We start from the raw sequence: 19385 nt of genomic DNA, 5'->3' as shown, positions 1-19385 counted from the left end.
CTGTATTTGCGGTGGTGAGGCTGGTTTACTTGGGGTAACCAGCCCGCTTCATTTCCCGCTCGGTGGTGTTCTGCGCGGCGGTCAATGCAGCATCGACGGTCTGCTGACCGGTCAGCGCCCCCGAAAAGAACTTGCCCACCTGGGTACCAATCGCCTGGAATTCAGGAATGGTCACCAACTGGATACCGATATACGGCACCGGCTTCTCGGTCGGCTTGGTCGGGTCGGCCACTTTCAGCGATTCCAGCGTCACCTTGGCGAACGGCGCGGCCTTCATGTACTCGTCGCTATAGGTGGATTGGCGGGTACCCGGCGGCACGTTGGCGATGCCATCGGTCTTGGCCACGAGCTGGCCGTATTCCTTGGAGGTGGCCCAACTGGTGAACACCTTGGCGGCGTCCTTGGCCTTGGAACTGGTGGGGATCGCCAGGCTCCAGGAGTACAGCCACGACGTGCCCTTGTCGGTTTTCTCATGGGGCGCGAAGGTAAAGCCGACATGGTCTGCGACCTTGCTCTGGCTCTTGTCGGTAACAAACGAGCCGGCCACGCTGGCATCTACCCAAATCGCGCATTTGCCGCTGTTGAACAGCGCCAGGTTTTCGTTGAAACCGTTGCTGGAGGCGCCCGGCGGGCCGGATTTCTTCATGTTGTCGACGTAGAAGTTCAGCGCGTTCTTCCACTCGGGGCCGTTGAATTCTGGCTGCCACTTCTCATCGAACCAGCGCGCGCCGAAGCCGTTGGCCAGGGTGGTGATCAGCGCCATGTTCTCACCCCAACCGGCTTTGCCGCGCAGGCACAGGCCGTATTGCTCTTTGGATTTGTCGGTGAGTTTGGCGGCGAATTCGCCGATCTGGCTCCAGGTCGGGTGCTCGGGCATGCTCAGCCCAGCGTCCTTGAACAGGTCGGTGCGGTAATAGGTGATCGAGCTTTCGGCATAGAACGGCAGGGCGTACAACGAGCCCTTGACCGACAAACCGTCGCGCACTGAAGGGAACACGTCATCAAGGTCGTAGGACGCCGGCAAATCCTTCATCGGCTCCAGCCACCCCTTGGCGCCCCAGAGTGCGGCTTCGTACATGCCGATGGTCAACACATCGAACTGCCCGCCCTGGGTGGCGATGTCGGTGGTCAGGCGTTGGCGCAGCACGTTTTCTTCGAGCACCACCCAGTTCAACTTGATCTCCGGATGCTCGGCCTCGAAGGTTTTCGAGAGCTTCTGCATGCGGATCATGTCGCTGTTGTTGACGGTGGCAATGGTCAGGGTTTGCGCGCCAAGGCTGACGGCGCTGAGGGTCATGCAGGTGCAGGCAAGCAATGCTTTTGCTGTGAACTTCATCGCGCACTCCATTTCCGCGCCCAGAGGGCTACAGAAGGACGGTTATTGTTGTTGTGTCTTCCTACGAGAAGTCAGGAAGAGTGTGCGTTGATTACAGCCTTCAAAAGCGGCGGTGACAAATCCTTGGGCGCACGCTCACTGATACTTTTTTGCACTCATCGACCACCTGATCGTTCCCACGCTCCGCGTGGCAACGTCGCTAGGGACGCTCTGCGTCCCGGGGTGACGCAGAGCGTCACGGTATGCATTCCCACGCAGAGCGCGGGAACGATCCTCAGTGCAGTGCTTAACGCTTGATCGTTCCCACGCTCCGCGTGGTAACGCCGCTTGGGACGCTCTGCGTCCCCAGGTGACGCAGAGCGTCACGGAATGCATGCCCACGCAAAGCGCGGGAACGATCCTCAGTGCAGTGCTTAACGCTTGATCGTTCCCACGCTCCGCGTGGTAACGCCGCTTGGGACGCTCTGCGTCCCGGGGTGACGCAGAGCGTCACGGTATGCATTCCCACGCAGAGTGCGGGAACGATCCTCAGTGCAGTGCTTAACGCTTGATCGTTCCCACGCTCCGCGTGGTAACGCCGCTTGGGACGCTCTGCGTCCCCGAGTGATGCAGAGCGTCACGGAATGCATGCCCACGCGGAGCGCGGGAACGATCGATGCCGTCTTTAACGGTGAATAGCACGCTGGGTGCTGGATCGATTGGGGGATTTGGGGTGGGTTTGATCATGGTGAAACTCCTGATTTAAGTGGAGCTGCCACCCTTTCGCCGCGACGCTATGGGGTGGTAGCCGTACGCAGGTTCGCGGACCGGAATCAGGAAACCGGCATACCCGAAGGTATCCCGCGCACAGCCACCATGAAGCCGCACAGTAGACGATAAAAAAACGCCGACTAAAAGCGGAAATGGCACTTTGCATCTGATTAAACCGGGCCGCGACGCCCGACGCTGCCTGTGCAGCGGTGTACGGAGACTAGAGATCGAGTGTCCTAGGGGCAACCTCAAAGCCTTGTAAGACGTTTCTGTTTCCCACCACCTAGATGAACGATCAACCTCAAGCCAAATTCTGCTCAGTCAGCCGCTGCACCGCCAACCGCCGATAGTGAGACGGCGTCATCCCCTTAAGCTGCTGAAACCGCCGATTAAAGTTGGAAATATTATTAAACCCCGACTCAAAGCACACATCCGTCACCGCCTTGTCCCCATCGGCCAGCAATTCACAGGATTTGCTGATGCGCAGCCGATTGACGAATTCAATAAAAGTCCGCCCGGTCGCCTGTTTGAACACCCGGGAAAAATACGTCGGCTTCATCCCCAGGTACTCCGCCACTTCTTCCAACGGCAGCTCTCGGGCGTAGTGGGCAAAGATGTAGTCCACTGCGCGGTTGGTGCGGTCGATGCTGTGTTCGTCGGCTTGCTGTGGCGTGGTGACGCCGGACAGTAACTGGTAGTCCTCACAGGCGCTCAACACCTCCAGCAAGATAAAGAAGTGCCCCAGGCGTGCCATGCCTTGGGCGTCTTCGATGCGTTGCATCAGGGTCATGGCGTGGGCGATGGTTTTTTTGCAGCGAAATTCGATGCCGTATTGCGCACGTTCAAGCAGCGGCGCCAGGCTCTTGAGTTCGGTGAAGATGTGGCTGCCGTGTTCGAACAACTCATCGGTGAAGTTCACCAGCATGTCACGCTTGGGCACCACTTCATCTTCCTCCACCTGGCTGATCCAGTTATGGGGCAGGTTGGGGCCGGTGAGGAACAGGCTTTCCGGGTAGAAGTTGCCGATGTAGTCGCCGATAAACACCTTGCCGGAGCTGGCGACGATCAGGTGCAGTTCGTATTCCTTGTGGAAGTGCCAGCGCACCAACGGGCAGGGGAAGCCATGCTGACGATAGATGATGGACAGGCCGTTGTGGTCGTCCATCAGTTCGTAGGAAGGGTCGGTGATGCGCGTTGCTCGGGTCATGCTGCCGTCGCTTTATTGTGGTCGCTGCGTAGGATAATGCCCCGTCGCGCGCGACCTCGCCAGCAGCAGTGTTTATAGGGTGCGGTTTTTGGCCTCGATCCACTGGGACATGTACTGGGTACTTTTATGCGCGTGATGGCGCAGCATGCTGCCGGTGAAGTTGTCCCGGCGATGGGCGGCGAGGTTGCTGCGGCAACGTTCCAGGCATTCCACCAAGGCGGGCCCGTGCACGTCCTGGTCATAGCGTCGGGCCAGGAGTTGGCGCCCATGCTCCTGGGCTTGAGTCCAGCGCTCGCGGTTTTGGTAAAGGGTAACGGCAGCGGCGGCCAGGGCCGGGGCGTCCTGTGCGATCTCGCCGGGCCAGGGCTGGTCATCGCCCATGGCTTCGGCGCCGATCGGGGTGGTGACATTGGGTGTGCCGCACAGCATGGCGTCCACCAACTTGCCCTTGATGCCGGCGCCAAAGCGCAGTGGCGCCAGGCAAATACGCGCCGCCGTCATGACTTGCAAGGCATCTTCGGCCCAGTTCATCACATGAAAACCCTGTGCCGGGTTGTGCAGGGCGGTGGCTTTGGGCGGGGTGTAGGCGCCGTAGATGTGCAACTGCGCGCCCGGCAACTGTTGGCGGATCAGCGGCCACAGGCTGTGCTTCATCCACAGCACTGCGTCCCAATTGGGCGCGTGGCGGAAGTTGCCGATGCTGAGGAAATGCGCACGGTCTTCAAAGGGCGCAAAGGCTGCAGTGGGCGGTTGCAGCATCAAGGGGCACCAGTGGAGCAGGGCGGCAGGCACCTTGAACTGTTCGGTGAGCAGGCGGATTTCCACGTCGGAGATCATCAGGCTGATGTCGCAGCGGTAAATCGCGGCGATTTCGCGCTTGGCCAGGTCGGTATCGGCCATGCGCTGGAATTCGTCCTCCAGCGCCGGCGCGAACAGGGCGCTGAAGTCGTCGCTGTCGGGGTTGGCTTTTACTTGTTCTTTGAAACGCTGGTGGCGGGCGTCGCGCAGGCTTTGCAGGTCGGAGGTTTCCAGCACGCGCAGGGCGTCGGGGCAGCATTGTTCTACGCGCCAGCCGAATTGCTCCTCCATCATGAAACGGTCGAACAGCACGATATCCGGGGCCAGTTCGCGAATAAAGTCGTCGAAACTGCTGTTATTCAGTTCGATGGCGCGTTCGGCGATCCCGAGTGCCGGCAAGTCGGCCTTGTGCTCGCCAATGGTGGCCGGGCTGCTGAAGGTAATGTCCCAACCTTGCGTAAGAAAGCTCTCAAGGATTTGCATCATATGCCCGCCCGCTGCCGAGGAGCGGGGCTCGGGCCAGACGTAGCCAATGACCAGGACTTTGGTGGCGGGCTGATTCATCGACGAAGGTTTCCTTGAAGGGCAGGCGCAAAGCGCGCAATTAAACCACAACCTCAGGACATGACAATTTGTGTCTGGCGGTAGGTAGCTTCGGCACTTTGTGGTTAACTTCCGCCTCTCGAATTCGTTTAACCAAACCCAGCATAAGGATTCCGTTCATGGCTCAAGTCACCCTTAAAGGCAACCCGGTCCAGGTTGAAGGCCAATTGCCGAAAGTCGGCGCCAAAGCTGCAGACTTCACCCTGACCGCCGGCGATCTGTCCAACGCCACCCTGGCTACCTTTGCCGGCAAGCGCAAAGTGCTGAACATCTTCCCAAGCGTTGACACCCCAACCTGCGCCACTTCGGTGCGCAAGTTCAACGCCCAGGCCAACGATGTGGCCAACACCGTGGTGCTGTGCATCTCCTCCGACCTGCCATTCGCCCAAGCGCGTTTCTGTGGTTCCGAAGGCCTGGAAAACGTTAAGAACCTGTCGGATTTCCGCAATGCCGACTTCGCCGTCGACTATGGTGTTTCCATCGCTGACGGCCCGCTGCAGGGCCTGACCGCTCGCGCTGTCGTGGTGCTGGATGAAAACGACAACGTGCTGCACAGCGAGTTGGTCAAGGAAATCGCTGAAGAGCCAAACTACGAGGCCGCCCTGGCTGTGTTGAAGTAACTGTTTCTACGTATGACTGTCGTTTGGCAGTAACACGTATGATGCATGATTGCGGCCTGGCCTAGTCCAGGCCGTTTTTATTTGAGCGTCAGCGGCTTAGCGAAATAGCCGGTGGACTAAGATCAAAAAGTTAAACGTTGTAAGCCTAAGGTAAATAGCCGGTAAAGGTGCTTTTCTAAACGCACCCCAGTGCTTATCTTTCAGCCTCCCGAAGAAGAAGCTCTCACCCCCAATGGTTGATCACTCCATGCAATCCTCCTCCCGCAACTCCCGCCGCTGGCTGTTTGGCCTGCTCGTGCTGCTGGTTATCGCCGGCCTGTGCTGGAAATTCTGGCCCAGTGGCGCGGCCCATAAAGATGCTCCGGCGGGACACACGGGCAAGACCGGCATGGCGCGCCCAGGCTTCGGTGGTTCCACCGGGCCGGTACCGGTGCGTGTGGCGCCGGCGGTGCTGGGGGAGTTTCCTGTGTACTACAAGGCCCTGGGGACGGTCACTGCACTGAACACCATTAATGTGCGCAGCCGGGTGGGCGGCGAGTTGGTCAAGATCGCCTTCGAGGAAGGGCAGATGGTCAAGGCCGGTGACCTGCTGGCAGAAATTGACCCGCGCAGCTATCAGAACGCCTTGCTCCAGGCCCAGGGCACCTTGCTGCAGAACCAGGCCCAGTTGAAGAACGCCCAGGTCGATGTACAGCGTTATCGTGATCTGTATGCCCAGGACAGTATCGCCAAGCAAACCCTGGACACCGCCGAAGCGCTGGTGTTGCAGTACCAGGGCATGGTCAAGACCAACCAGGGCGCGGTGGACGACGCCAAGCTCAACTTGGAATTCACCAAGATCCGTGCGCCCATCAGCGGCCGCGTCGGTTTGCGCCAGCTTGACGTCGGCAACCTGGTTGCGGCCAACGACACTACCGCCCTCGCGGTGATCACCCAGACCCAGCCAATCAGCGTGGCCTTCACCCTGCCGGAAAATACCCTGGAAACCGTGTTGGCCCGTTACCACGCCGGCAACAAATTGCCAGTGGAAGCCTGGGACCGTAGCGACGTGAAAAAACAGGCGGTCGGTGTACTGCAAAGCCTGGACAACCAGATCGATGTCACCACCGGCACCCTGAAGTTCAAGGCGCGGTTCGATAACAAGGACCAGGCGCTGTTCCCCAACCAGTTCGTCAATGTGCACCTGCTGGCCGATACCTTGAAGAACGTGGTGCTGGCACCCTCTGCGGCGATCCAGTTCGGCAACAATGGCACCTTTGTCTATAAGCTCGACGGTGACAAGAAGGTCAAGGTCCAGCCGCTGGTGGTGGGGGATACCGATGGCGAAAATACCGTGATCAAAGAGGGCCTGGTCGCTGGCGACCGCGTGGTGCTGGAAGGCACCGACCGCCTCAAGGACGGTAGCGAGATCGAAGTGGTCAACGCCAGCAGCGAGGTGCCGACCACGCCGACCGAACACCTGCAAGGCAAGCCCGCAGCTAAAGGGGAGACCGGGGCAGACGCCGGCAAGGCGCAAAAGGTCGGTTCATGAACCTGTCGCGCCTGTTCATCCTTCGCCCGGTCGCCACCACGCTGAGCATGCTGGCCATTGTCCTGGCCGGCATCATTTCGTACCGCCTGCTGCCGGTATCGGCGTTGCCCCAGGTGGATTACCCGACTATCCGGGTGATGACCCTGTACCCCGGCGCCAGCCCCGACGTGATGACCAGTGCGGTCACCGCACCGCTGGAGCGTCAGTTCGGGCAGATGCCCGGGCTGACCCAGATGGCGTCCACCAGCTCCGGCGGCGCGTCGGTGCTGACCCTGCGTTTCAACCTCGACATCAATATGGATGTCGCCGAGCAACAGGTGCAGGCCGCGATCAACGCCGCCACCAACCTGTTGCCCAAGGATTTGCCGGCGCCGCCGGTATACAACAAGGTCAACCCGGCGGACACCCCGGTGCTGACCCTGGCAATTACCTCCAAGACCATGTTGCTGCCCAAGCTCAATGATTTGGTCGACACGCGCATGGCGCAGAAAATCGCGCAGATCAGCGGCGTCGGCATGGTCAGCATCGCCGGTGGCCAGCGCCAGGCCGTGCGCATCAAGGTCAACCCCGAGGCCCTGGCGGCCAATGGCTTGAACCTCTCGGACGTGCGCGCCCTGATCGCCGCCTCCAACGTCAACCAGCCCAAGGGCAACTTCGACGGCCCCACCCGCGTGTCGATGCTCGACGCCAACGACCAGTTGGTCTCGCCCGAGCAATATGCCGAACTGATCCTGGCCTACAACAACGGCGCCCCGCTGCGGCTCAAGGATGTCGCGCAGATTGTCGACGGTGCCGAAAACGAACGCCTCGCCGCCTGGGCCAATGAGAACCAGGCCGTGTTGCTCAATATCCAGCGCCAGCCGGGCGCCAACGTGATCGAGGTGGTGGACCGCATCAAGGCCCTCCTGCCGAGCATCACCGACAACCTGCCGGCCGGCCTGGACGTGACGGTGCTCACCGACCGCACCCAGACCATCCGCGCCTCGGTCAAAGACGTACAGCATGAGCTTCTGATCGCCATTGCCCTGGTGGTCATGGTGACGTTCCTGTTTCTGCGCCGGGTCAGCGCTACGATCATTCCGTCCATCGCCGTGCCGCTGTCCCTGGTGGGCACCTTTGGTGTGATGTACCTGGCCGGATTCTCCATCAATAACCTGACGCTGATGGCCCTGACCATCGCCACCGGGTTTGTGGTGGACGACGCGATCGTGATGCTGGAGAACATCTCGCGCTATATCGAGGAAGGCGAGACGCCGATGGCGGCCGCGCTCAAGGGCGCCAAGCAGATCGGTTTCACCCTGGTGTCCCTGACGCTGTCGTTGATCGCGGTGTTGATCCCTTTGCTGTTCATGGCCGACGTGGTCGGGCGGTTGTTCCGTGAGTTCGCCATCACCCTGGCAGTGGCGATCCTGATTTCCCTGGTGGTGTCCCTGACCCTCACGCCCATGATGTGCGCGCGCCTGCTCAAGCGCGAACCCAAGGAGGAAGAGCAGGGCCGCTTCTACAAAGCCAGCGGCGCCTGGATTGACTGGTTGATCGAAGCCTACGGCCGCAAGCTGCAATGGGTGCTCAAGCACCAGCCGCTGACGTTGCTGGTGGCGATCGCCACCCTGGGGCTTACGGTAGTGCTGTACCTGGTGGTGCCCAAGGGCTTTTTCCCGGTGCAGGACACCGGCGTGATCCAGGGTATTTCCGAAGCGCCGCAGTCGATTTCCTTTGCGGCGATGAGCCAACGCCAGCAGGAGTTGGCGAAGATCATCCTTGCCGACCCGGCGGTCGAGAGCCTGTCGTCCTACATTGGCGTGGACGGCGATAACGCCACCCTCAACAGCGGCCGCTTGTTGATCAATCTCAAGGCCCACGGCCAGCGCGATTTGAGCGCAGCCGAGGTGATCACCCGCCTGCAACCGCAAATCGACAAGCTGGTGGGCATCCGCCTGTTCATGCAGCCGGTGCAGGACCTCACCATCGAAGACCGCGTCAGCCGTACCCAGTACCAGTTCAGCATGTCCTCCCCGGACGCCGAGTTGCTGGCGTTGTGGAGCGGCAAGCTGGTACACGCCCTCAGCCAGTTGCCGGAACTCACCGACGTCGCCAGCGACCTCCAGGACAAAGGCTTGCAGGTGTACCTAGTGATAGACCGCGACGCGGCCTCGCGCCTGGGCGTGAGTGTCTCGACCATTACCGACGCGTTGTATGACGCCTTCGGCCAGCGCCAGATTTCCACCATCTACACCCAGGCCAGCCAGTACCGGGTGGTGTTGCAGGCCCAGTCCGGCGAAACCCTCGGCCCGGCGGCCCTCAACCAGATCCATGTGAAAACCACCGACGGTGGCCAGGTGCGGCTGTCGAGCCTGGCCCATGTCGAGCAGCGCCAGGCGCAGTTGGCGATTGCCCATATCGGCCAGTTCCCGGCGGTGATGATGTCGTTCAACCTGGCGCCCGGCGTAGCGCTGGGCAAAGGCGTGGAACTGATCAACCAGACCCAGAAGGACATCGGCATGCCGGTGGGCGTGCAAACCCAGTTCCAGGGCGCGGCCCAGGCGTTCGAAGCCTCGTTGTCGAGCACCTTGCTGTTGATCCTGGCGGCGGTGGTCACCATGTACATCGTGCTCGGTGTGCTCTATGAGAGCTATATCCACCCGATCACCATCCTCTCGACCCTGCCATCGGCGGCGGTGGGGGCCTTGCTGGCGTTGCTGCTCAGTGGCAATGACCTGGGCATGATTGCGATCATCGGCATCATCCTGCTGATCGGTATCGTGAAAAAAAACGCGATCATGATGATCGACTTCGCCCTCGACGCCGAACGCAACCAGGGCCTGGACCCGCAGACGGCGATCTACCAGGCGGCGCTGTTGCGCTTCCGGCCAATTTTGATGACCACCCTGGCCGCGTTGTTCGGTGCGGTGCCGTTGATGCTCGCCAGCGGTTCCGGCGCCGAACTGCGCCAGCCCCTGGGCCTGGTGATGGTCGGTGGCTTGCTGGTGAGCCAGGTGTTGACGCTGTTCACCACGCCGGTGATCTACCTGTACTTCGATCGTCTTGGCCGTCGCTGGCGCAAAGAGCCGCAACGCCTGGAGCCGGTTGAGCCATGAACCTGTCCGGACCTTTCATTCGCCGGCCGGTAGCGACCATGCTGCTGAGCCTGGCGATCATGTTGCTCGGTGGCGTCAGCTTCAACTTGCTGCCGGTGTCGCCGCTGCCGCAGATCGACTTCCCGGTGATCGTGGTGTCGGCCAGCTTGCCCGGTGCCAGCCCCGAGGTGATGGCGTCCACGGTGGCCACGCCGCTGGAGCGCTCGTTCGGCGCGATTGCCGGTATCACCACCATGAGCAGTTCGTCGAGCCAGGGCTCAACCCGGGTGATTCTGGCGTTCGATTCCGACCGCGACATCAACGGGGCGGCGCGGGAAGTGCAGGCGGCCATCAACGCGTCGCGCAACCTGCTGCCCAGCGGTATGCGCAGCATGCCCACCTACAAGAAGATCAACCCGTCCCAGGCGCCGATCATGGTGCTGTCGCTGACCTCTGACGTGCTGCAGAAGGGCCAGTTGTACGACCTGGCCTCGACCATCCTGTCCCAGAGCCTGTCCCAGGTGCCGGGCGTGGGCGAAGTGCAGATCGGCGGCAGTTCGCTGCCGGCGGTGCGTATCGAGCTGGAGCCCAAGGCCCTCGATCAGTACGGCGTGGCCCTGGACGATGTGCGCAACACCATCGCCAATGCCAACCAGCGCCGGCCCAAGGGCTCCTTGGAAGACAGCGAGCGCAACTGGCAGATCCAGGCCAACGACCAGTTGGAAAAAGCCAAGGACTATGAGCCCCTGCTGATTCGCTACCAGGACGGCGCCGCTCTGCGCCTCAAGGACGTGGCGAAGATCACTGATGGTGTGGAAGACCGCTACAACAGCGGCTTCTTCAACAATGATTCGGCGGTGTTGCTGGTGATCAACCGCCAGTCCGGCGCCAACATCATCGAAACCGTGCGGCAGATCAAGGCGCAGTTGCCGGCGTTGCAGGCGGTGCTGCCGTCCAGCGTCAAGCTCAGCCTGGCCATGGACCGCTCGCCCGTGATTACCGCCACCCTGCATGAGGCGGAAATGACCTTGCTGATCGCTGTAGGGCTGGTGATCCTGGTGGTGTACCTGTTCCTGGGCAACTTCCGCGCTTCGTTGATCCCGACCCTGGCGGTGCCGGTATCGCTGGTGGGCACCTTCGCGGTGATGTACCTGTACGGGTTTTCTCTGAACAACTTCTCGCTGATGGCGCTGATCCTCGCCACCGGGCTGGTGGTGGACGATGCCATCGTGGTGCTGGAGAACATTTCCCGGCACATCGACGACGGCGTGCCACCGATGAAAGCCGCGTACCTGGGCGCTCAGGAAGTCGGTTTTACCTTGCTCTCGATGAACGTGTCGCTGGTGGCAGTGTTCCTGTCCATCCTGTTCATGGGCGGGATCGTCACTAACCTGTTCCGTGAGTTTTCGATCACCTTGTCGGCGGCGATCATCGTTTCGCTGATTGTCTCGCTGACCTTGACGCCCATGCTGTGCGCCCGCTGGCTCAAGCCCCACGTCAAGGATCGGCAGACCGGTTTGCAGCGCTGGAGCCAGAAGGTCAACGACCGCATGGTCGCCGGCTACGCCACCAGCCTGGACTGGGTGCTGCGCCATCGGCGCCTGACCTTGCTCAGCCTGTTGATCACCGTGGGCGTGAATATCGCGCTGTACGTGGTGGTGCCCAAAACCTTCATGCCCCAGCAGGACACCGGCCAGTTGATCGGTTTTGTGCGCGGCGACGATGGCCTGTCGTTCAGCGTGATGCAGCCGAAGATGGAGATCTTTCGCCAGGCGGTGCTCAAGGACCCGGCGGTGCTCAGCGTGGCCGGCTTTATCGGTGGCAACCAAGGCACTAACAATGCGGTGATGCTGGTACGCCTCAAGCCGATCGGCGAACGCAAAATCTCCGCTCAGGCGGTGATCGAGCGCCTGCGCAAGGAGGTGCCACTGGTGCCGGGCGGGCGCTTGTTCCTGATGGCCGACCAGGACCTGCAATTTGGCGGCAGCCGCGACCAGACCAGCGCGCAATACTCCTACATCCTGCAAAGCGGTGACTTGGCCGCGCTGCGCCTGTGGTACCCGAAAGTGGTGGCGGCCATGCGTGAATTGCCAGAGCTGACCGCCATCGACGCCCGTGAAGGCCGGGGCGCGGCCCAGGTCACGCTGATTGTCGACCGCGACCAGGCCAAGCGCCTGGGCATCGACATGAACATGGTCACGGCAGTGCTCAACAACGCCTACAGTCAGCGGCAGATTTCCACCATCTACGACAGCCTCAACCAGTACCAGGTGGTGATGGAGGTCAACCCCAAATACGCCCAGGACCCGATCACCCTTAACCAGATGCAGGTGATCACTGCCGACGGCGCACGGGTGCCGTTGTCGACCATTGCCCACTATGAGAACAGCCTGGCCGACGATCGCGTCAGCCATGAAGGCCAGTTCGCTTCGGAGAATATCGCCTTCGACATGGCGCCCGGGGTCACGGTGGAGCAGGGCACGGCGGCTATCGAGCGTGCGATTGCCAAAGTCGGGTTGCCCGAGGACGTGATCGCCAAGATGGCCGGTACTGCCGATGCGTTCGCCGCGACCCAGAAAGGCCAGCCGTTCATGATTCTCGGCGCGCTGGTGGCGGTGTACCTGGTGCTGGGTATTCTGTATGAAAGCTACATTCACCCGCTGACCATCCTGTCGACGCTGCCGTCGGCCGGTGTCGGCGCGTTGCTTGCGATTTACCTGCTGGGCGGCGAGTTCAGCCTGATCTCCTTGCTGGGCTTGTTCCTGTTGATCGGCGTGGTGAAGAAAAACGCGATCCTGATGATCGACCTGGCGCTGCAACTGGAGCGCAACGATGGCATGAGCCCGCTGGAGTCGATCCGCAGCGCCTGCCTGTTGCGGCTGCGGCCGATCCTGATGACCACCCTGGCCGCGATCCTCGGTGCCTTGCCGTTGCTGCTCGGCAGTGGTGATGGCGCGGAAATGCGCCACCCGTTGGGCCTGACCATTATTGGCGGCCTGGTGTTCAGCCAGATCCTGACCCTTTACACCACCCCGGTGGTTTACCTTTACCTGGACCGCGCGCGCCATCGCTTCAACGCCTGGCGCGGCGTGCGTACCGATGCTGCCCTGGACACTGCGCTATGACGGACTCAACCAACGCCCCTGCGACCTCTGTAGGAGCGAGCTTGCTCGCGAAAAAGGCCCAGACGCCGCGCTCATCCAGAATGAACGCGTTAACGTTGGCAGTCTTCGCGAGCAAGCTTGCTCCTACAGTGGGCTTGGCCATGTTGCTCAGCGCCTGCGCCATCGGCCCTGACTACAAACGCCCGGACGTCATCGAGCCGGTGCAGTTCAAGGAGGCCCAGGGCTGGCGCCAGGCCAACCCCAGCGACTCCCTGGCCCGCGGCGCCTGGTGGGAGCTGTACGGTGACCGTCAACTCAACGACCTGGTGGTGCGCCTCAACGCGTCCAACCAGACCGTCGCCCAGGCCGAAGCGCGTTTTCGTCAGGCAAAGGCGCTGGTGCGCAGCTCACGCGGGGCGTTTTACCCCAGCGTTGACCTGAGCGTGGGTAAAACCCGCGCCAGCCAGGGCACCGGCAGCAGCAGCGCCAGCCTCAGCAGCTCCAGCAGTGGTATCCGCGACACCCTCAATGCCCAGTTGGGTGTGAGCTGGGAAGCCGATATCTGGGGCAAGTTGCGCCGTGGTCTGGAGGCCAACGAAGCCAGCGCCGAGGCAAGCTCGGCCGACTTGGCCGCAATGCGTCTGAGCCAGCAGTCCGAACTGGTGCAAAGCTACCTGCAACTGCGGGTCATGGACGAACAGACGCGGCTGCTGCAAGCCACGCTGGACACCTACCAGCGTTCATTGAAAATGACCGAAAACCAATACCGCGCCGGTGTGGCCGGCAAGGACGCCATTGCCCAGGCGCAAACCCAGCTCAAGACCACCCAGGCCAGCCTGATCGACTTGATCTGGCAACGCGCCCAGCTGGAAAACGCCATAGCCGTGCTGATTGGCGAAGCCCCGGCCAACTTCAATCTGGCGGTGAGCAAAGATATTCCGGCGCTACCGCAAATACCGGTGAGCCTGCCGTCCCAACTGCTGGAGCGTCGCCCCGATATTGCCTCGGCCGAACGCTCGGTGATCGCCGCCAACGCCAATATCGGCGTGGCCAAGGCGGCCTATTACCCGGACCTCAGCCTGAGCCTGCAGGGCGGCTATTCCAGCAGCACTTATGAAGATTGGATCAGCCTGCCGAACCGCTTCTGGTCGGTGGGGCCGAAACTGGCCATGACCCTGTTCGATGGCGGCCAGCGCTCGGCGGAAGTCGACCGCAGCGTGGCCAGCTATGACGAGACCGTGGCCAAGTACCGCCAGACCGTGTTGGACGGTTTCCGTGAGGTGGAAAACTACATGGTCCAGCTCAAGGTGCTCGCCGATGAGGCGGTGGTCAGCAATGAAGCGCTGGAATCGGCGCGTGAATCCTTGCGCTTGACCGAAAACCAATACAAGGCCGGGTTGATTGCCTATCTGGATGTGGTCACGGTGCAGGCAACGGCCTTGAGCAACGAGCGCTCCGTGTTGACCTTGCTGCAATCGCGCCTGGTGGCGAGTGTGCAATTGATTGCAGCGTTGGGCGGAGGCTGGGACGGCCAGACCTCCCTGGCTGAAAAGGAGTAACCGGATGCGCCGCGCATCCTGGGGGAGCAAGATCAACTGTGTGGGCTTGCCCCAATGCCAGTCAGTTAAGCACAGTACCCTGTGGGAGCTGGCTTGCCTGCGATAGCGTTAGTGCAGTAGTAGTTGCGGTGACTGACACACCGCCTTCGCGGGCAAGCCCGCTCCCACAGGGGATCTGCGCAGGCGACATTTTGATGTCCATGACGTCGTTGAAAACAGCCTGGCGAAGCCATCCGATTGACGCCAAAAACTCACTAATGGCCAACTGATTAATTAATCACCTGCCTCGGATTCATACTCGCTACAATCGCCCGCTTTGCCACCCGGCACGGGCTTTTTCGCCCCGTCGCCAGCGAGAAAACCTATGTTGATCGGTAGCTATTCAACCTCCCTTGTCGTGATTTCCCTGTGCGTGGCCATCCTGGCGTCCTACACGGCCTTGGACCTGGCCGGGCGTATCGCGACCGCCAAGGGGCGGGCTGTATACCTATGGATCACTGGCGGCGCAGTGGCGATGGGCGTGGGCATCTGGTCCATGCACTTTATCGGGATGTTGGCCCTGCGCCTGCCGTTTGCCCTCGGGTTTGAGGTAGGCATTACCCTGTTTTCGCTGTTGATCGCCGTGCTATCCAGTGGTTTCGCGTTATGGCTGGTCAGCCAGCCACGCTTGCCGGTCTGGCAACTGGCATTCGGGGCGTTGGTAATGGGCGCTGGAATTGCCAGCATGCATTACACCGGCATGGCCGCGATGCGCATGACACCCGGCATTGATTACGACCCGACCTTATTTGGCGCTTCGTTGGTGATCGCGATGGTGGCTTCCGGCGCCGCCCTGTGGATCGCCTTCAACCTGCGGCGCAACACACCTTATGTGCGGCTGGCACGGGGTGGCGCCGCCGTCGTGATGGGCGTGGCCATCGTGGGGATGCACTACACCGGGATGGCTGCGGCGCGCTTTGCCGATGGCAGCTTCTGCGGCGCCGCATTGACCGGCTTGAGCGGCAAGGGCCTGGATAACCTGGTCTTGGTCACTTCGCTGGCGGTGCTGGTCATTGCGCTCTTGACCTCGGTGCTGGATGCGCGCCTGGAAGCGCGCACCGCCGTACTCGCCGATTCCCTGACCCTGGCCAATCAGGAACTTACTCACCTGGCCCTGCATGACATGCTCACCGGCCTGCCCAATCGCACGTTGTTGGCTGATCGCATTCAACAAGGCATCCAGGCGGTGAACGAGCGGGGCGGTTGCTTTGCCTTGATGTTTATCGACCTGGATGGCTTCAAACCGGTCAACGATGCCTTTGGTCATCACTTGGGCGACCAGTTACTGCGCGAGGTCGGCTTGCGCTTGCGTGAGGACTTGCGCAGCCAGGACACCCTGGCCCGTATCGGCGGCGATGAGTTCGTATTGCTGGTGCAACTCACCCAGCCCGACGATGCCATGGGCTTGGCCGAGCGCCAGGTGAGCCTGATCAACCGCACCTTCACGGTGGCCGAGCATGAGTTGCAGATCTCGGCCAGCGTCGGTATCGCCATGTTCCCCGGTAACGGTAATAGTCCTCAGGAACTGCTGATGAACGCCGACGCGGCGATGTATCACGCCAAGGGCATGGGCAAGAACGGCTATAGCTTCTTCGATGTGTCGATGAACACCAATGCGCGCAAACAACTGCAATTGCTGCAGGACCTGCGCAATGCCCTGGAGCAGGGGCAATTTCGTTTGCACTACCAACCCAAGTTCGACGCCGTCAGCGGTCTTGCCGTGGGGGCCGAGGCGCTGTTGCGCTGGGAGCATCCGCAACAAGGCTTGTTGATGCCCGCTACGTTTATTGCACTGGCGGAGAAAACCGGGCTGATCATCCCCATCGGCGAATGGGTACTCGATGAAGCTTGTCGCCAGATGAGTCAGTGGTACGCACAGGGTTATGAGCACTGGCGCATTGCCGTAAACCTCTCGGCGTTGCAGTTCTGCCACGCCGGGTTGGTCAACAGCGTAGCGGCCGCGCTGGAGCGTCACCAATTACCGGCCAACAGCCTCACGCTGGAGATCACCGAGACCACCGCCATGAGCGATGCCGACGCGAGCATGAAGGTATTGCAGCAACTGTCGGACATGGGTGTGGACCTGTCTATCGATGACTTTGGCACCGGGTACTCCAGCCTCATGTACCTCAAGCGCCTGCCGGCCAATGAGTTGAAGATCGACCGCGGCTTTGTACGTGACCTGGAACACGACAGCGACGACGCCGCCATCGTCTCGGCCATCGTGGCCCTCGGCCAGGCTCTGGACTTACGGATTGTCGCCGAAGGCGTGGAAACCGATGCGCAGCAAAATTTCCTTACCCGCCTGGGGTGTGATTCCTTGCAAGGCTATCTGTTGGGGCATCCATTGCCGGCCGACAGCTTCATGACCAATATCCGCAGTGCCGAACAGGCAGCAGTGCCTGACAAACGCCCTGAGTGACGGGTATTCTTGGATCCAACCCTAAACATCAGGTTGATTCAGGAGACCGCAGCCATGGACAAAGTCGTCATCATCACCGGGGGCAGCCGAGGGATTGGCGCCGAGACGGCCTTGCTGGCCGCTCGCGAAGGTTATCGCATCTGCATTAATTATCAGTCGGACGAGAAGGCTGCCCATGCTGTGCTTGAACAAGTGCGCGGCCTCGGAGCACAGGCCATCGCGGTGCGCGCCGATGTCAGCATCGAAGATGAGGTGATTGCGCTGTTCAATCGTGTGGATGCCGAATTGGGGCGTGTCACTGCGCTGGTCAATAATGCCGGTACCGTGGGGCAAAAATCGCGGGTCGACGAGATGTCCGAGTTTCGTATCCTCAAAATCCTCAAGACCAATGTGCTGGGCCCGATTCTGTGTGCCAAGCACGCGGTGTTACGCATGTCGCCCCGGCATGGCGGGCAGGGCGGCAGTATCGTCAACGTGTCCTCGGTGGCGGCGCGGCTGGGCTCGCCGGGTGAGTATGTCGACTACGCCGCCTCCAAGGGCGCGCTGGATACCTTTACCCTGGGGTTGTCGAAGGAGGTGGCGGGCGAGGGCATTCGCGTCAACGCCGTGCGCCCAGGCTATATCTTTACCGATTTCCATGCCCTGAGCGGCGACCCGGACCGAGTCAGCAAGCTGGAGTCCGGCATCCCGATGGCGCGCGGCGGGCGTCCGGATGAAGTGGCGGAGGCGATTATCTGGTTACTGTCGGACAAGGCATCGTATTCCACCGGAACGTTTATCGACTTGGGGGGCGGCCGTTAAAACGATCGCACAATCCGCCCTAATGTCTCCATGGCCTTTTCCGATGCCTCGTTCCACGGGCTGCCATAGTTCAAGCGTATGCAGTTTCTGAACCGCTGAGTTGCGGAAAAGATCGGCCCCGGCGCAATGCTGATGCCCTGGGCCAAGGCCATCTGGAACAACTTCAGCGAGTCGGTCTGCTCCGGCAATTCCAACCACAGGAAATAGCCCCCCGCCGGCTGGCTGACCCGTGTCTGGGCCGGGAAGTAGCGAGCGATAGCCGCGAGCATGGCGCTTTGCTGTTCTTCCAGGGCGTAGCGCAGTTTGCGCAGGTGGCGGTCATAGCCGCCGTGTTGCAGGTAGTCGGCAATTGCTGCCTGGGCCGGCATCGACGGGCATAACGAGGTCATCAACTTGAGCCGCTCGACCTTCTGTGCAAAGCGCCCGGCGGCGACCCAGCCCACTCGGTAACCCGGCGCCAGGCTCTTGGCAAAGGAGCCGCAATGCATCACCAGCCCTTCGGTATCGAAGGCCTTGGCCGGTTTAGGCGCTTGTTGCCCGTAGTACAGCTCGGCGTAGACGTCATCTTCGATCAGCGGCACTTGATGGCTGCGCAGCAGTTCCACCAGCGCCTGTTTTTTCTCTTCAGGCAGCGTGGCGCCCATGGGGTTCTGGAAACTGGTCATGGTCCAGCAGGCCTTGATCGGATAGCGCTCAAGGCTTTGGGCCAGGGCGTTCAGGTCAATACCGTCGCGCGGGTGCACCGGGATCTCCACGGCCTTGAGCTTCAGGCGTTCAAGCACTTGCAAACACGCGTAGAACGCCGGCGCCTCGATGGCCACCAGGTCGCCCGGTTCGGTCACAGCCTGCAGGCACAGGTTCAACGCTTCGAGGGCACCGTTGGTGATCAACAGCTCCTCCATCGGCAGCATCAGGCCACCGACCATATAGCGCAGGGCAATCTGCCGGCGCAGTTGCGGGTTGCCCGGCGACATGTCGGTGACCACCAAGCGTGGGTCCATTTCGCGGCTGGCGCTGGCCAGGGAGCGGGCCAGGCGCGGCAGCGGGAACAGCATGGGGCTGGGGAAGGCCGAGCCGAAGGGCACGGTGTTGGGGTCTTTGATGGAGTCCAGTACCGAGAACACCAGCTCACTCACGCCCACCTCGGTGGACTCATGCACCTGCTCACTCACCACCGGTTCGGAAAACGGGCTGGGCGCATGGGCGTTGACGAAGTAGCCAGAGCGGGGGCGTGCGCGAATCAGGCCACGACGCTCCAGCAGGTAGTAGGCCTGGAACACGGTGGACGGGCTGACGCCGTAGGCCTGGCTGGCATAGCGCACCGATGGCACGCGCTGGCCGGGGCCGAGGACGCCGGAGCGGATCAGTTCTGCGATGTCGTCGGCAAATTTTTCGTAGCGTTTCATGGCGGCCTAATTAGCTTTTTGAATGTGTACGCAGGGCAAATTGTAGGCGCTGGCTTGCCTGCGAAGGCGGTGTGTCAGTCACTGCATCTGTTACTGCTCTACCCCTTTCGCAGGCAAGCCAGCTCCCACATT

General features: G+C 61.3%; 11 protein-coding genes. 7 read left to right on the top strand and 4 right to left on the bottom strand.

Annotation, left to right across the window (positions count from 1 at the left end):
• Window positions 1–25: 25 nt before the first annotated feature.
• From GH769_RS12260 to GH769_RS12250, 3 genes are all read right to left on the bottom strand, one after another.
• Window positions 26–1336: a sugar ABC transporter substrate-binding protein gene (locus GH769_RS12260; RefSeq protein WP_032892053.1), complete on the bottom strand. Its 1311-nt coding sequence runs from the start codon at window positions 1334–1336 to the stop codon at window positions 26–28.
• Between the two features lie 1051 nt (window positions 1337–2387).
• Complete coding sequence (locus GH769_RS12255; RefSeq protein WP_003190965.1) at window positions 2388–3293, bottom strand: AraC family transcriptional regulator; 906 nt, start codon at window positions 3291–3293, stop codon at window positions 2388–2390.
• 72 nt (window positions 3294–3365) lie between these two features.
• Window positions 3366–4655 carry a glycosyltransferase gene (locus GH769_RS12250; protein ID WP_032901625.1) on the bottom strand — a complete coding sequence of 430 codons (1290 nt, stop codon included), beginning with the start codon at window positions 4653–4655 and terminating at the stop codon, window positions 3366–3368.
• 158 nt (window positions 4656–4813) lie between these two features.
• On the opposite strand from GH769_RS12250, the gene tpx reads away from it, so the two are divergent.
• The 7 genes from tpx (at window position 4814) to GH769_RS12215 (ending at window position 17847) form a co-directional block, all read left to right on the top strand.
• Complete coding sequence (gene tpx, locus GH769_RS12245; protein ID WP_032901624.1) at window positions 4814–5314, top strand: thiol peroxidase; 501 nt, start codon at window positions 4814–4816, stop codon at window positions 5312–5314.
• A gap of 232 nt (window positions 5315–5546) precedes the next feature.
• On the top strand, window positions 5547–6845 hold the full coding sequence (locus GH769_RS12240) for an MdtA/MuxA family multidrug efflux RND transporter periplasmic adaptor subunit (protein ID WP_153649769.1): 1299 nt from the start codon (window positions 5547–5549) through the stop codon (window positions 6843–6845).
• On the top strand, window positions 6842–9943 hold the full coding sequence (locus GH769_RS12235) for an MdtB/MuxB family multidrug efflux RND transporter permease subunit (protein WP_014718694.1): 3102 nt from the start codon (window positions 6842–6844) through the stop codon (window positions 9941–9943). The genes GH769_RS12240 and GH769_RS12235 overlap by 4 nt, the downstream gene beginning before the upstream one ends.
• Window positions 9940–13047 carry an efflux RND transporter permease subunit gene (locus GH769_RS12230; RefSeq protein ID WP_014718693.1) on the top strand — a complete coding sequence of 1036 codons (3108 nt, stop codon included), beginning with the start codon at window positions 9940–9942 and terminating at the stop codon, window positions 13045–13047. Before GH769_RS12235 ends, GH769_RS12230 begins: the two co-directional genes overlap by 4 nt.
• Window positions 13044–14585 (top strand): efflux transporter outer membrane subunit, encoded by a 1542-nt coding sequence (locus tag GH769_RS12225; protein ID WP_081036787.1) that lies wholly within the window; start codon window positions 13044–13046, stop codon window positions 14583–14585. The genes GH769_RS12230 and GH769_RS12225 overlap by 4 nt, the downstream gene beginning before the upstream one ends.
• A gap of 364 nt (window positions 14586–14949) precedes the next feature.
• Window positions 14950–17046, top strand: a complete 2097-nt coding sequence (locus tag GH769_RS12220) for a bifunctional diguanylate cyclase/phosphodiesterase (RefSeq protein ID WP_032901623.1) — start codon at window positions 14950–14952, stop codon at window positions 17044–17046.
• 54 nt (window positions 17047–17100) lie between these two features.
• Entirely contained in the window at window positions 17101–17847 is a 747-nt protein-coding gene (locus tag GH769_RS12215) for an SDR family oxidoreductase (RefSeq protein WP_014718690.1), read from the top strand.
• Here the strand turns inward: GH769_RS12215 and mapR are convergent.
• Complete coding sequence (gene mapR, locus GH769_RS12210; protein ID WP_019816868.1) at window positions 17844–19253, bottom strand: GntR family transcriptional regulator MpaR; 1410 nt, start codon at window positions 19251–19253, stop codon at window positions 17844–17846. The two genes, GH769_RS12215 and mapR, sit on opposite strands and share 4 nt — an antisense overlap.
• Window positions 19254–19385 lie beyond the last annotated feature (132 nt).

The organism is Pseudomonas sp. CFSAN084952, from assembly GCF_009648855.1.
Classification (GTDB): domain Bacteria; phylum Pseudomonadota; class Gammaproteobacteria; order Pseudomonadales; family Pseudomonadaceae; genus Aquipseudomonas; species Aquipseudomonas paracarnis.
This window is presented reverse-complemented; position numbering and strand designations above follow the sequence as displayed.

Bases quoted from the DNA above. Each gene is read 5' to 3' on its own strand.
- GH769_RS12250 (WP_032901625.1), bottom strand. From the start codon at position 4,655: ATGAATCAGCCCGCCACCAAAGTCCTGGTCATTGGCTACGTCTGGCCC.
- GH769_RS12230 (WP_014718693.1), top strand. From the start codon at position 9,940: ATGAACCTGTCCGGACCTTTCATTCGCCGGCCGGTAGCGACCATGCTG.
- mapR (WP_019816868.1), bottom strand. From the start codon at position 19,253: ATGAAACGCTACGAAAAATTTGCCGACGACATCGCAGAACTGATCCGC.
- GH769_RS12225 (WP_081036787.1), top strand. From the start codon at position 13,044: ATGACGGACTCAACCAACGCCCCTGCGACCTCTGTAGGAGCGAGCTTG.
- tpx (WP_032901624.1), top strand. From the start codon at position 4,814: ATGGCTCAAGTCACCCTTAAAGGCAACCCGGTCCAGGTTGAAGGCCAA.
- GH769_RS12235 (WP_014718694.1), top strand. From the start codon at position 6,842: ATGAACCTGTCGCGCCTGTTCATCCTTCGCCCGGTCGCCACCACGCTG.
- GH769_RS12255 (WP_003190965.1), bottom strand. From the start codon at position 3,293: ATGACCCGAGCAACGCGCATCACCGACCCTTCCTACGAACTGATGGAC.
- GH769_RS12240 (WP_153649769.1), top strand. From the start codon at position 5,547: ATGGTTGATCACTCCATGCAATCCTCCTCCCGCAACTCCCGCCGCTGG.
- GH769_RS12215 (WP_014718690.1), top strand. From the start codon at position 17,101: ATGGACAAAGTCGTCATCATCACCGGGGGCAGCCGAGGGATTGGCGCC.
- GH769_RS12260 (WP_032892053.1), bottom strand. From the start codon at position 1,336: ATGAAGTTCACAGCAAAAGCATTGCTTGCCTGCACCTGCATGACCCTC.
- GH769_RS12220 (WP_032901623.1), top strand. From the start codon at position 14,950: ATGTTGATCGGTAGCTATTCAACCTCCCTTGTCGTGATTTCCCTGTGC.